Genomic DNA, 12991 nt, shown 5'->3' with positions numbered 1-12991 from the left:
ACAACGCTGCGCGGGCGCCGCCTGGGCGTTTGCGCAGTAGGGCGGGGTTGTTCGGCAACCTCCTAGAGCCGGGTGCCGCCGCGCAGGGTGTCGAGCAGCTCGGCCTCGGCGGCGACGAAGGCCGGGTCGGTGAGCACCCCGACCTCGCGCGGCCGGGGCAGGTCGATCCGCACCTCGCGGGCGACGTGCGCCGGGCGGGACGAGAGCACCAGGACCCGGTCGGAGAGGAACACCGCCTCCCGGACGTCGTGGGTGATCAGCAGGACCGTCCAGCCGAAGCGGCCGCGGACCTCCTCCAGCCACTCCTGCATCGCGGTGCGGGTGAGCGAGTCGAGGGCGCCGAAGGGCTCGTCGAGCAGCAGCACCTCGCGGTCCTGCACCACCGTGCGCAGCAGCGCCGCCCGCTGCCGCATCCCGCCCGAGAGCTCGGCCGGGCGGGACCTCTCGAAACCCGCCAGCCCGAAGGGCGCGAACAGCTCCCGCGCGCGTTCCCGGGCCTCCCGCCGGCGCATCCCGCCGACCTCGAGCCCGAGCGTGGTGTTGTCCAGCACCGTGCGCCAGGGGAAGAGCAGGTCCTTCTGCGGCATGTAGCCGAAGGTCTCCCGGCCCGCGGGCGCACCGTCGACCAGCACCCGACCGTGGTCCGGCGCGACCAGCCCGGCCAGCACGCCGAACAGGGTGCTCTTGCCGCACCCGCTGGGTCCGAGGACCGAGACGAACTCGCCCGTCGCGACGTCGAACGACACCCCGTCGAGCACCGGCAGGTCGCCGAACGCGACCTCCACGCCCGCCACGGTGATCTTCATCGGCGCGCCCCCTTGATCCACGGTGCCACGACCCGTTCGACCAGGTAGGTCAGCCCGAACAACGCGACGCTGACCAGCGCCGTCACCGCCACGGCCGCGAGCACGAGATCGGTGCGGAAGGAGTTCTTCTGCTGGGCCATGTAGATGCCCAGCCCCGCCCGCGCGCCGACGTACTCCGCGAAGATCGCCCCCGTGACCGCGTAGGTGATCGCGATGCGCAGAGCGGTGAAGAACGACGGCAGCGCCCCGGGCAACCGCACGTACCGGAACTCCGCCCAGCGCCCGCCGCCCATGCTGCGCAGGAGGTTCGCCGCCTCCGGATCGGCCCGCGCGAAGCCCTCGATGAGCCCGACGGCGATCGGGAAGAAGGTCACCAGGGCGATCACCAGCACCTTCGGCAGCAGCCCGAAGCCGAACCAGATGATCATCAGCGGGGCGACGGCGATGATCGGCAGGGTCTGCGAGGCGACCAGCAGCGGGACCAGCGCCCGGCGCAGCCACGGCGAGAAGTCGACGCCGACGGCCAGCACCCAGCCCACCGCCAGCGACACCGCGAACCCGACCGCGGTGACCTGCAGCGTGGGCAGGGTGTTGGCCCACAGCACGGCGCGGAACGCCCAGCCCTGCTCGAGCACCCGCAGCGGCGACGGCAACACCTGCGGGCGCACGTCGAGCGCCGTCACCGCCCCCTGCCACACCACGAGCAGGAGCAGCACCACCAGCACCGGCGGGGCGACCCGGCCGAGCAGCGAGGTCCGCCCGCGTGCCGTCCGCGGCGCGGGTGCGCGGCCGGTGCGGCCCGCGCGTCCCGGCACGGGCGGCGACGACGGCGGTCCGGGCTCCGTGCGGGACCGGTGGTCGGCCCGGGTCACGACGTGGCCCCGCCCGGGGCCAGGTAGTCGTTCGTGAACCAGGTCGAGAAGTCCGGCCGGGTGGTGAGGGGCCTGCCGGACCCGTCGGTGACCGCGCCGGAGTCGATCAGGAAGCCGGAGAAGCCCTGCCAGCGCTCGAGCGTCTGGGTGCCGACCTTCCCCGCGTCGTCCTTCAGGTAGTCCTTCGCGAGCATGTCCTGGCTGCGGGTCACCAACTCGGGCTCGGTGAAGGCGCCGGGGTTGGCGTCCTGCAGGTCCTTCGCCGCGCGGGCCGGGTCGTCGGCGGCCAGCTGGTACCCGCGCTGGGCGGCCTGCACGAACTTCCGCGCCTGGTCCGGGTGGTCCCTCAGCCAGGTGGAGTTCCCGATCAGCAGGACGTTGTAGGCGTCGGGGAAGCCGTAGTCGGTGTACTTGAAGGTCTTCAGCGGCTCGTTGCGCAGCTGGGCCTCGATGCCCTCCCACGCGACGAACGGCTCGGTGAAGTCGACCTGCCCGGCGTAGAGGGCCTCGTAGGCGCTGGTGCCGAGGGTGACGGTCTGGAACTCGCCCTTGCCCCCGGCGTCCCGGATGACCTGGCGCATCTTCGGCTCCTCGCCGGGGCCGCCGAAGCCGCCGTAGGTCTTGCCGTCGAGGTCCTTGGGCGAGGTGATGTCGGCGCGGTCCGCCTTCACCGCCACCTCGGTGGCCCAGTGCTGCAGGATCGCCATGACCGAGGTGACGTCGGCGCCGGCGGCCTTCGAGAAGGTGAACGAGTCCTGGAAGCCGATCCCGAACTCGGCGGCACCGTTGCCGACCAGGGTGTCCGGCGAGGTGTCGCTGTACGGCAGGAACTGGACGTCGAGCCCCGCGTCGCGGAACCAGCCCTCCTGCTGCGCGACGTACAGGCCGCTGTGGTTGGTGTTCGGGGTCCAGTCCAGGGCGATCCGGAGGGTCTGCGGCGAGCCCTGCTGCTGCTCGGCCGCGCCACCGCAGCCGACCAGGAGCAGGGCCAGCCCCACCACGAGGGCGGCCAGCCGAAGTACGAGACGGGACGGCGACATGCGCGACACGGTCCTCCCTACGCCGGTGCTAACCGGGTCAGGTGCGAACGGTCGACGGCCGGTCCTGCCGCCCTCTCAGCCTCGGATCGTGAGTGCTCCCGCGGGTTCGGGTCCAGACCCTACGTCGCCCCGGGGCGGCGTGCCACCGCCTCCCCCGCCCGCGCGGTGTGACGTCCGCGTGCCGGGAGGGGTCCGGGAGGCGTCCGCCGGGGTCAGATGATGTCGGCGCGGCGGTGCCGGGCGCGCGGGGCGCCCGGACCCGGGACGGGCGGGGCGCCGGAGCCCGGGACGGGCGCGGCCGCCGGGTCCTCGGCGCGGCGGCCGGTGCGCTCGTCCCCGGCCTGCCCGTCGCGGCGCTGCTGCGGGACCCGCGGCGCGTCGGGCCGGTCCTCGGCGCGACGACGGCCGCCGGACCGTGCCGGAGCGCCCGGCCCGGGGAGCGCGGCCTGGTCGAGGTCCCACGGGTCGCGCCCGGGCAGGACCTCGGCGGCGGGCTCGCGGAGCCGACGCCGGCCGCCCGACGGGGGCGCGGGCGGCCGGGTCTCGCCGTGGCCGGGCCTGCCGTCCGGCGCGGGAACGGCGCCCCGAGGAGGCTGCGGCGCCCCGCTCGGCCCGCCGGAAGGCACCCCGGAGGACCCCGCCGCCGATCCCGCGGGAGGTGCGGCGGGCGGCGCCGCCGACGGGACGGACGATGGTCCGGCCGCGCCCGTGGGCGGGAGGGCGGCGGGTGCGACGGGACCCCGCGCCGCGCGCCGCTCCGGACCCCACGGCTGCCGGCGCGGGTCGCGCGCGTCCTCGACCTGCGGCGCGCGGGCCTCCGACCGGGATCCGCGGGACCGCTCGGCGTCCGCCTGCGGACGCTCGGGGCCGTCCGGACGGCGGCCGGCCTGCAGGTCGACCGGTTCGACCCCCTGCCGGCCCGGGGTCGCGGGGTGGTCCTCGGCGAGCCGACGGCGTCCGCCGGTCGAGCGGCTGCGCTCCTCCGCCGGGCCACGCCGTTGCGTCGGGACCGCCCCGGCCGGGAGGGCCGCGCTCGGGGGCCACCCGTCGGCGCCACGGCCCGGGGTCACCGCGCCGAACACCTGGGTGGGGGTGTCCTCCCCGGGCACCGGCGGCGCGTCGGTCCGGTCGAGCACCGCCCGGGCCGCCTCCGCCGGCTCGACGCCCGCCTTGCCCGCCCGGCTCGCGAGGTAGCGCCCGGCCTCCTCGACGTCCGTGCGATACCGCTCCGCGAGCATCCCGGTGGCGTGGGCGACCGGCAGCGCCGCCTCCTGCTCCGCCGTCAGCCGGGCGACCGTGGCGGTGAGCCGGCGCAGCGCGCAGACGTCCGAGAGCCGCGCCGAGAGGACGTCGGCGAGCCCGGTGACGGCGTCGACGTGCCCGTCCCCCACCGGCCGGCCCGGGTGGCCGAACAGCTGCAGCCCGCCGACCGGCTCCCCGTCGACGAGCAGCGGGACGACGACCGAGCACGTCAGCCCGGTGTCCGCGGCGGCGGCGGCCAGCTCCGGCGGGCCGATGCGCGTGAGGTCGGGCGTGACCATCGGGCGCCCGGAGCGGACCGCACCCGACACGGGCCCGGTGCCCGCCCGCAGCTCCATCTCGCCGAGCCGTCCGGACGCCGCGTCCGACGCCGAGACCCCCGCGAGCCCCGCCGGCCGGTCGGGCTGGTCCACCAGCACGATCGCGGCACCCGAGACACCCAGCGTCGCGGGCAGCGCCGCGCAGACCGAGGAGAGCAGCGAGCCGAGATCGGCGCCGGCCACCGCCGTGCGCCCCACCTGCAGCATCAACCCCATGATCCCGGGATCGTCCGGATGCATCGCCCCAGCCCCCTCCACGCACGCGCTACTGCGCGTAGTCAACCACCGGCTGTCCGTGCAACGTCGCGGACGATCATGGGCTGGGCCGAACGGCTCAACTGCGGAGCGCGACCACCTGCGCCCAGGTCGCCTCGTCGACCGGCACCCCGCGGAAGCGGTTGCGGGCGCGGACCTCCTGTGCCCGGTCGCCGGGCACCTGGACCTTCGTGTGCCCGGGGGCCGGCGGGAGGGTCCGCAGCTCGTCGAGGAAGGCGGCGATCGCCGGGGCCGTCCGGCCCACCCCGAACGTCCCCGGCGCGAACGCGATCAGCAGGTCCCCCTTGGTCACCGGGTCCGTGGTGTCGAGCGTGCCCCGGACCTCCCGGCCCAGTGCGGTGCCGGTCAGCGAGGCGACCAGCAGCTCGAGGACCAGCGACAGCGCGTAACCCTTCGGGCCGCCCACCGGGGTGATGGCCCCGTCGAGGGCGGCGGTCGCGTCCGTGGTCGGGGCGCCCTCGGCGTCGACGGCCGCGCCCTCGGGCAGCGGTTCGCCACGGGCGGCGTGGTCGAGCACCTTGCCACGGGAGATCTGTCCGGTCGCCATGTCGAGCACGACGGGCCGCCCGCCCGTCGGGATGGCCGCGGCGATCGGGTTGGTGCCGAGCATGGCCGGCGCCGCGCCCCAGGGGTGGACGAGGGCCTCGCTGGTGGTCGTCGCCAGCCCGGCGAGCCCGGCCTCGGCCAGCCGCTCGACGTACGGCGCCAGCATCCCGAGATGCCCCGCCCGGCGGATCGCGGCGACGGCGACGCCGGTCGTGGGCACCCGCTCCAGCAGCGCCTCGACGGCCCGGTGCGCGACGGGCGGACCCAGCCCGGTGCGCCCGTCGACGGTCAGCACCGAATCGGTGGTCCACCGCAGCTCGGGCTCGGCGGCGGGATCGAGGACGCCGTTGCCGATCCGTCCGGCCAGCACGGGCAGCCGCCGGATGCCGTGCGAGGCGTGCCCGCGCAGGTCGCCCTCGAGCAGCATCCCGGCCTGCTCGCGCGCCGCCCGCTCCGGTACCCCCAGGCCGGTCAGGACCGCGGTCGTGAGCGCCAGGTGCTCGTCGACGGGGACGCGGTGCACACCGTCGGCGTCGATCATGCCGGCGACCCTACCGGCCGGCGCCGACCCCGGCGGGCGGCGTCGGCGACGGTGCCGCCCCGGCCGGGGCGACCGCGGCCGGGACCGGTGTCTCGGCCAGCATCCGCTCGCACGTCCGCACCAGCACCGCGGCCGCGGCCCGCTGGTCGCGCGTCGACACCGGGTGCTCGGCACGGCGCTGCCAGCGGCCGAGCTGCGCCGCCGCGGCGAGCCGGATCTCCTCGGGACCGGCGTCGGCCGGGAGGCCGAGCCTGCGGTGGGCCGCGGTGCCCTCCGCACCCAGCAGCAGCTCCGCGGCGGCGCGCTCGTCGGTCGACAGGGCGGGGTTGCCGGCGCGCAGGGCGTCGACGAGGTCGAGCTCGGCGAGCTCGTGCGCGGTGGAGCGGAGGCGTTCGAGCTGGTAGCGGAGGTCGCCGTCGTCGTGCGCGTGGTGTGCGACGGCGATCTCGTCCAGCTCCCGGAGCACGGCGCGGGCCCGCAGCGCGTCGGCCCGGTCGGCGAGCCCGCGCTCGATCAGCTGCCGCAGCCGCGGCACACCGCTGCGCCGGGTCAGCTCGGCGGCCACCTCGTCCGGCCGGGCCCCGTCCGCGGCGAGCTCGGCGACCAGGGCGGAGCCGGTCCTCCCGCGCGTCAGCCCGGCCGCCACGGGGACCACGGTGTGGCAGCGCCGCCGCACGGCCGGCTCGGCGGCGAGGCGGCGGGCCTCGCCCCACGGATCGGTGCCGAGCTCGTCCGCCCGGGCGAGGACGCCGATCGCGGGTGCGCCGCCGGGAGGTGTCCCGTCGGACGGTGCCCCGCCGGGCGCTGTCCCGCCGGGCGCTGTTCCGCCGACGGCGGGCAGCACGAGCAGCGGCACGTCCCCCTCCGTGCCCTCCACGATCTCCAGGTCGACCTCGCCCGGGGTCGCGTCCAGGGCCGCGACCAGCGTGGACACGCCCGAGCCCGGCGGACCCGAGACCGCGACCCGCAACGGCCGGTCGAGGTCGGCCTCCAGCGCGCGCAACCGTTCGCGCAGCCCCGCGTCGCCCAGCTCGGCGGCCGCGGCGAGCGCGCGGCGGACCTGCCCGGGCAGGGTCGTGTCCGTGTCCCGGTCCGGGTGCTCGGACGCGGCCGCCGGCGCGGGACGGGTCTCGACGACGAGCCCGGCGACGTCGAGGGCGGTCGTGTCCGCCTCCCCGTCCGGCCCGGCGTCGATCGACGCGGCGGACGGCGGCCCGCCCGCCGGCACCTCGGCCTCGGGCACCGGGACCGAGCCCTCGACCGTCGTTCCCTCCCCCGGTGCGGACCGCAGGTCGACCCGACCGCCGGCGGCGACGATCCGGGCGGCGACGTTGCGCAGCCCGCGCCCCGCCGTCGCCGCACCCGGGCCGACCACCGCCGGCTCCGGCACCACGAAGCCGGGCCCGCTGTCCCGGACGGTGAAGTGCAGGCGCCCGTCCTCCTCGGCGAACCGGATGACGACGTCGGCGCCCGGTGCGTGCTTGTGCGCGTTGTTCACCGACTCCAGGCAGCAGAAGTAGACGGCCCCCTCGAGCTCCGGCGGGTACCGCCGCCCGGCCGCGAGCGAGGACTCCACCCGCACGGGCGGCGGGCCGGCCAGCTCGGCCTCGAGCGCGGCGACGAGGCCCCGCTCGGCCAGCGCGATCGACCGGACCCCGCTGGCCGTCTCGGCGAGCACGGACTCGGCGGTGTCGAGCTGCCCGGCCAGCACCCCGAGCCGTTCCCGGGCCTGCTCGACCCGCCCGTTCTCCACCTCGTGCTGCACGAGCCCCAGCACCAGCCGCAGCGAGACGAGCTGGTGCTGCGCGCCGTCGTGCAGGTCCCGCTCGATGCGCCGGCGCTCGGCGTCCATCTCCGAGACCGCCTCGCGGCGGGACACCGCGATCTCCGCCGCGTGGGCCAGCGCCGCCCGCAGCTGCCGTTCCAGCTCGACGCCCAGCCGGCTGGCCGTGACGACGACGCCCAGGCTGTCCGCGATGTCCTCGAGCAGGTGCCGGCGGTCGGCGTGCAGCCCGGCGACGGCGGCCCGGTCCACCTCCAGGGTGCCGAGGTGCTGCTCGCCGCCGCGGACCGGGACGCCGACGAGCCCGGTGCCGTCGTCGCGCCGGGTCGCCCGCCGCGAGGCCCACTCGTAGGTGCGGTCCCGCAGGCCGGGCCGCACCACCGTCAGCCGACAGCGCGACGAGCCGAGGGCCCGCCCGACCGCCTCGGCGACGCGGGCGAGGTCCGGCGCGTCGGACGCCGCGGTCCGGGACAGTGCCGCGACCTCGGCGAGCGCGCTGTACGGGGTGGGCCTGCGGCCGTAGAGCAGCCGGTCGGTGAGCCCCTCCACCGACCGGTACACGGGCAGGAAGGCGACCGCGGCGAGCAGCGACGCGCCGAGCGAGGACCACAGCGGCCCGAACCCGATCAGCCACCCGGCCGCCTCGAAGACGATCACACCGCCACCGACGACGGCCACCGCCAGCACCGCCGCCAGCACCCGGCTGAACCGCGCCTCCGCCGACCACAGCCGCTCCGCGCGCACCGCCACCAGTACCGCGACGGCGATCGCCGCCGATCCCACCCGCGAGGCCCAGAACAGCAGGGCGACGGGCTGGCCGGCCGCGCCGGACGTCATCGAGTCGTGCGCCGTCGGGTCGTAGAGCTCCAGGCCGGGCACCCCGAGCAGCCAGAGCACGACCGTGCTGATCCCCAGCACGACGATTGCCGCGAAGGCCGCCACCAGCAGGCTGAACACCAGCCGGGCCTGGGTGCGCAGGGCCGCCGTCTCGCCGCGGCGGATGCGGCCGGGCAGGACCGCCACCCCGACCAGCGGCACCAGGAACCCGAAGAACAGCACGCAGCTGGTGGTGTGGCGCAGCAGCGCCGTGCCGAACCCGACGAGGCCGAGCACGAGGACGCCGAGCACCGCGAGGGTCACCCGGCCCGGGCGCCCCCAGCGGGCCGGCCAGGCGCCCTGCGGCGTCGGGAAGACGAGCAGGGCCAGGACGTAGGCCGCGCAGGCGACGCCGTGCAGCACGATCTGGTGGATGGGGCCGGCCGCGATCCCGGTCGCGGTGTCGACGGCCGTCGCCGCGGCGTGCGCCTGCAGGTTGAAGGCGCCGCCGGAGCCCACCATGGCCAGCGCGAGCAGCCGGATCGGCCAGCTCGGACCACCGCGGACCAGCAGCACGACCGCGATCGCGACGGCGCCCAGGCTCAGCGCGTAGTCGACGACGAGCTGGTCCATCGGCTCGGTCGCCGGCGCGGCGGCCGCGACCGCCCGGGCCCACGCGGAGTCGCCGGCCCCGAAGCCGGGCACGTACCAGGCGATCGCGACGTACGCGCCGACCGCCAGCCAGCCGAGCGCCACCACCGAGCAGACGACGAGGACCACGCCGTAGACCGCGACGGCGAGCCGGTGCAGCCCGCTCCCGTCCGCCGGAGCGGACGTACCGGCGGCCGGGCCGGTCGGCGCGGCGGTCCGGGGCGGCGCGCTCACACCCGCACCTCCCGGGCCACCTCGACGGCGGGCTCCAGCCGCTCCGGGAGGCTCGCGGTGAGGACCAGCCGGCCGTCCTCGTCCGTGCTCAGGCCTGCCTCGCCGCCGAGCGCCGCCAGCCGTTCCAGGTCTCCCGCCAGGGCGGCCCGCAACTCTCCCGGGGCGAACCCGGGCTGCGGATCGACGACGCGGACGGCCAGCCGCCCGTCGGTGTGGGTCAGCTCCACCTCGAGCTCGGGGCCCGTGGCGGCGGACAGCCACTGCAGCGCCGACGCGGCCACGTAGTAGACCCCGGACTCGACCTCCCACGGCAGCCGGTCCTCGGGCGCGCCCGCGAGCCGGACCGGCCGGTCCAGGTCGGCGGCGACCTCCTCGAGCGCGCCGACGGGCCCCTGGTCCCGCAGGACCTGCGGGTAGACGCCCCGGGCGATGAGCCGGAAGCGGTCGAGCAGCTCGTCGAGCTGGGTGCCCGCGCGGCGCAGCGCGGACACCGCCCGCTCGGGCTCCGGCGCGTTGCCGCCCAGGTCCTGGCGGGCCCCGTCGAGCACGATGCGCAGGGTGGCGAGGCGGTCGGTGGTGGCGTGCGAGAGCTCGCCGACGAGCCGGCGCCGCTCGACGTCGCGGGCGGTGGCGAGCCGCTCCCGGGACCGTTCGAGCTCGGCGGCCAGCTCCGCGGCCCGGCGGACGCGGTCGCGCAGCTCGGTGTTCATCGCGACACCCCGCAGCAGCAGGCCCGCCCCACCGGCGAGGTCACGCATGAGCTGCTGGTCCGCCGGCGTGATCGCGGCCGTCTTGCGAATGGCCAGCACGGCCCGCAGTGTCTGTCCCTCGACGATCGGGACGACGTGGTCGGCCCGCCGCTCCGGGTCCTCGCCGCCGAGCAGCACCGCGAGGTTGGGCACCGTGTCCCCGGTGACCGCGCGCGGCGGATGCACCGCGGCCGTCACCAACCGGTCGGACACCGCGAGCCAGACCCGCGCCTCCCGGGCCGCGGTGCCCTCCGCCAGCACCTCCGCGAGCCCCGGCAGGGCCGAGTCCGGGGTCCCGCTGCGGATCCGCGCGGCCGCCTCCGCCAGGGCCGAGTACGGCGTGGTGGCGCGGGCGTGGGTCACGCGCTCCACGAAGCGGTCCACCACCGGCCGCAGCCGCGCCGCACCGACCGCGCAGACCAGCGCCGCGAGGAAGGGCAGCAGCACGCCGATCTGGCCGAGGCCGGTGTGGAACAGGACCGGCGGCACCACGACGAGGACCGCGAACACGACGAGGACCGCGCCGCCGACCAGTGCGGCGCGCAGCCCCAGCGCGGCCCACCTCTCCATGCCGGTCCGTCAGTCGCCGTCCCGCTGCGAGCGGAGGTAGGTGAGGACCGCGAGGACCCGACGGTGGCTCTCGGTCTCGTCGGTGTGCAGGCCGAGCTTGGCGAAGATGCTGGCGATGTGCTTCTCGACGGCCTTCGGCGTGACGTACAGCTGCCCGGCGATGCCGCCGTTCGACCGCCCCTCGGCCATCAGCTTGAGCACGTCGAGCTCGCGCTCGGACAGCGAGGCGACCTCGTTCTTCTTCTCCCCGCGCGGCCGCTCGACGAGCCGCTTCGCCAGCACCGGCTCGATGACGATCTCGCCGTCGGCGATGCGGGTCAGGGTGTCGGTCAGCACCTCGACGCTGCCGACCTTCTCCTTGAGCCGGTAGCCGATCGCGTCCGTGCCGATGTCGAGGATCTTCATCAGGTAGTGCGACTCGGCGTAGTGCGAGAGGAACAGCAGCCCCATGTTCGGCCACTTCTCCCGGATCCGCTCCGCCGTGACCAGCCCGCCGTCGGGCTCCGGGGGCATCCGGATGTCGAGGACGGCCACGTCGCAGGGGGTGCCGGCCAGGAGGGCCAGCAGCTCGTCGCCGCCGGCGGCGACCGCCACGACCTCGTGCCCCGCGGCCTGCAGGAGCATCAGCAGCCCCTCCCGGAACAGGGCGCCGTCCTCGGCCAGTGCTACTCGCATGGGATCCTCGCAACGATCGTGCCGGTACCGACGGTCTCGTCCGGCGGGGCGGAAACGTCACACACTCCTTCGCGGACCGTGCCGCCGAGCGGGCGGGCGCGGTCCCGCAGCAGCTCCCCCAGCCCCGGTGACGCGCCGGTCGCCGTCACGACGAGCTCGCCGGCGGAGCCGGCGACGGCCACCTCGCGCGGCGACCCCGGATCCGCGGCCAGCGCGTCGGCCAGGGCGAAGTACACGGCGCCCTCGGCGGCCGCGCCGAACCGGGCGCCGTCGTCGTGCACCCGCAGCGGGGCGTCGAGCCGCTCGGCGAGCTCGCGCAGCGCCGGGCCGAGGCCCGCCTCGTCGAGCAGCGGCGGGTAGATCTGGCCGGCGACGTCGCGCAGCTCCTGCAGCACGGCGTGCAGCTCGTCCTGCAGGATGCCGATGGCCGCGCGCAGCTCGTGCTCGGTCTCCGGCACGCGGTGCCGGAACAGGCCGAGTTGCAGGACCAGCGCCGACGCGCGCAGGGCGGCCCCGTCGTGCAGCTGGCGCTCCAGCCGGCGCCGGCCCTGCCACTGCTCGCGCTCGCGCCGGCGGCGCGCCTCCGCGACGGCGGGCGCGCTCGGGGCGGCCGTGGGGGCGGCCGGCACGTCCCCGGGTGGCGCGGGCTCCAGCCTCATCGGGGCATCGTCCCGCCGCGCGCCGGGCTCGGGAAGGGGGTCGGCCCCCTCGGCGGGTAGGGACAGCCCCCGCTCGCCGAAACGGTAATGACAGCGTGACCTGGGACGAGTATCACTCCAGAGCACCGTGTGCTCGTACGGTCGGCAGTGCTCATGCGCGGGTCCGACGGTCCCGCGCCTCCGAGAGGTGGCGGAGTGTCCTACAGCCTGGGTGTGGACCTGGGGACGACGTTCGTGGCCGCTGCGGTCGCCAACGCCTCCCGGGTGGAGATGTTCACCCTCGGCGACCGCAGTGTGGTGACACCGGCCGTCGTGTACCTGCGGGAGGACGGCACGGTCGTCACCGGCGACGCGGCCGGCCGCCGTGCGGTGAGCAATCCCGACCGGGTCGGCCGCGAGTTCAAGCGCCGCCTCGGCGACCCCACGCCGGTGATGCTCGGCGGGGCACCGCACGCGGTCACCGCGCTGCTGGCGAGCTTGTTGTCCGACGTCGTGGCCCGGGTCTCGGCCACCCAGGGCGCCGCGCCGGACTCGATGGTGCTGACCCACCCGGCCAACTGGGGCCCGTTCCGCCGTGAGCTGTTCGACGAGGTCCCGCAGCTGGCCGGGGTGGCCATGCCGCGGATGGTCACCGAGCCGGAGGCCGCGGCCGCGCACTACGCGGCGTCGCGGCGGCTGGAGAACGGCGAGATCGTCGCGGTCTACGACCTGGGCGGGGGCACCTTCGACGCCACCGTGCTGCGCAAGCGCCCGGAGGGCATCGAGATCCTCGGCTCGCCGGAGGGCATCGAACGCCTGGGCGGGGTCGACTTCGACGAGGCGATCCTCGCCCACGTCAACTACGCCGCCGGCGGGGCGCTCTCCGAGCTGGACATGAGCGACCCGCAGACCACGGTCGCGCTGGCCCGGCTGCGCCAGGACTGCGTGCTGGCCAAGGAGGCGCTGTCGATCGACACCGAGACCACCATCCCGGTGTTCCTGCCCCACCGGCACTTCGACGTGCGGCTCACCCGCTCCGAGTTCGAGGACATGATCCGCGCGCCGATCGAGTCGACGATCGGGGCGCTCAACCGCACGCTGCGCTCGGCCGAGGTCACCCCGGACGAGCTCAGCGCCGTGCTGCTGGTCGGTGGGTCCTCGCGGATCCCGCTCGTCGCGCGGATGGTCTCCGAGGAGCTCGGCCGGCCCACGGT

General features: G+C 76.6%; 10 protein-coding genes. 1 reads left to right on the top strand and 9 read right to left on the bottom strand.

What is annotated here, in order from left to right:
- Positions 1-62: 62 nt before the first annotated feature.
- From LWC35_RS28480 to LWC35_RS28440, 9 genes are all read right to left on the bottom strand, one after another.
- Positions 63-806, bottom strand: coding sequence for an ABC transporter ATP-binding protein (locus tag LWC35_RS28480; RefSeq protein ID WP_232873354.1), 744 nt, complete (start codon positions 804-806; stop codon positions 63-65).
- A complete protein-coding gene (locus tag LWC35_RS28475) occupies positions 803-1621 on the bottom strand; it encodes an ABC transporter permease (protein WP_232873353.1) in 819 nt (272 codons plus the stop codon). The genes LWC35_RS28480 and LWC35_RS28475 overlap by 4 nt, the downstream gene beginning before the upstream one ends.
- 53 nt (positions 1622-1674) lie before the next feature.
- On the bottom strand, positions 1675-2718 hold the full coding sequence (locus LWC35_RS28470) for an ABC transporter substrate-binding protein (RefSeq protein WP_232873352.1): 1044 nt from the start codon (positions 2716-2718) through the stop codon (positions 1675-1677).
- A gap of 212 nt (positions 2719-2930) precedes the next feature.
- Positions 2931-4505 carry a GAF domain-containing protein gene (locus LWC35_RS28465; protein ID WP_232873351.1) on the bottom strand — a complete coding sequence of 525 codons (1575 nt, stop codon included), beginning with the start codon at positions 4503-4505 and terminating at the stop codon, positions 2931-2933.
- A 127-nt stretch (positions 4506-4632) separates the two neighbouring features.
- A complete protein-coding gene (locus LWC35_RS28460) occupies positions 4633-5661 on the bottom strand; it encodes an Ldh family oxidoreductase (RefSeq protein WP_232873350.1) in 1029 nt (342 codons plus the stop codon).
- A 10-nt stretch (positions 5662-5671) separates the two neighbouring features.
- Positions 5672-9145 (bottom strand): ATP-binding protein, encoded by a 3474-nt coding sequence (locus LWC35_RS40530; protein WP_232873349.1) that lies wholly within the window; start codon positions 9143-9145, stop codon positions 5672-5674.
- The gene (locus LWC35_RS28450; RefSeq protein ID WP_232873348.1) at positions 9142-10464 is read right to left on the bottom strand and encodes a sensor histidine kinase; all 1323 of its coding nucleotides are present in this window, start codon (positions 10462-10464) and stop codon (positions 9142-9144) included. The genes LWC35_RS40530 and LWC35_RS28450 overlap by 4 nt, the downstream gene beginning before the upstream one ends.
- Before the next feature lie 9 nt (positions 10465-10473).
- Positions 10474-11139, bottom strand: a complete 666-nt coding sequence (locus LWC35_RS28445) for a response regulator transcription factor (protein ID WP_081924539.1) — start codon at positions 11137-11139, stop codon at positions 10474-10476.
- A complete protein-coding gene (locus tag LWC35_RS28440; RefSeq protein WP_232873347.1) occupies positions 11130-11798 on the bottom strand; it encodes a histidine kinase in 669 nt (222 codons plus the stop codon). Before LWC35_RS28440 ends, LWC35_RS28445 begins: the two co-directional genes overlap by 10 nt.
- Before the next feature lie 195 nt (positions 11799-11993).
- Between LWC35_RS28440 and LWC35_RS28435 the strand changes: the two genes are divergently transcribed.
- A partial coding sequence (locus LWC35_RS28435; RefSeq protein ID WP_232873346.1) for an Hsp70 family protein occupies positions 11994-12991 on the top strand: 998 nt, incomplete at its 3' end.

It is taken from the genome of Pseudonocardia kujensis (assembly GCF_021283305.1).
GTDB classification, from domain to species: Bacteria; Actinomycetota; Actinomycetes; order Mycobacteriales; family Pseudonocardiaceae; genus Pseudonocardia; species Pseudonocardia kujensis.
Note: the sequence above shows the minus strand (reverse complement) of the source record. Positions and strands in the feature narration are given on the sequence as shown.

What these genes read in the sequence shown, in the direction of transcription:
- LWC35_RS28445 (WP_081924539.1), bottom strand. Translation starts at nt 11,139, where the DNA reads ATGCGAGTAGCACTGGCCGAGGACGGCGCCCTGTTCCGGGAGGGGCTG.
- LWC35_RS28460 (WP_232873350.1), bottom strand. Translation starts at nt 5,661, where the DNA reads ATGATCGACGCCGACGGTGTGCACCGCGTCCCCGTCGACGAGCACCTG.
- LWC35_RS28480 (WP_232873354.1), bottom strand. Translation starts at nt 806, where the DNA reads ATGAAGATCACCGTGGCGGGCGTGGAGGTCGCGTTCGGCGACCTGCCG.
- LWC35_RS28465 (WP_232873351.1), bottom strand. Translation starts at nt 4,505, where the DNA reads ATGCTGCAGGTGGGGCGCACGGCGGTGGCCGGCGCCGATCTCGGCTCG.
- LWC35_RS28440 (WP_232873347.1), bottom strand. Translation starts at nt 11,798, where the DNA reads ATGAGGCTGGAGCCCGCGCCACCCGGGGACGTGCCGGCCGCCCCCACG.
- LWC35_RS28450 (WP_232873348.1), bottom strand. Translation starts at nt 10,464, where the DNA reads ATGGAGAGGTGGGCCGCGCTGGGGCTGCGCGCCGCACTGGTCGGCGGC.
- LWC35_RS28470 (WP_232873352.1), bottom strand. Translation starts at nt 2,718, where the DNA reads ATGTCGCCGTCCCGTCTCGTACTTCGGCTGGCCGCCCTCGTGGTGGGG.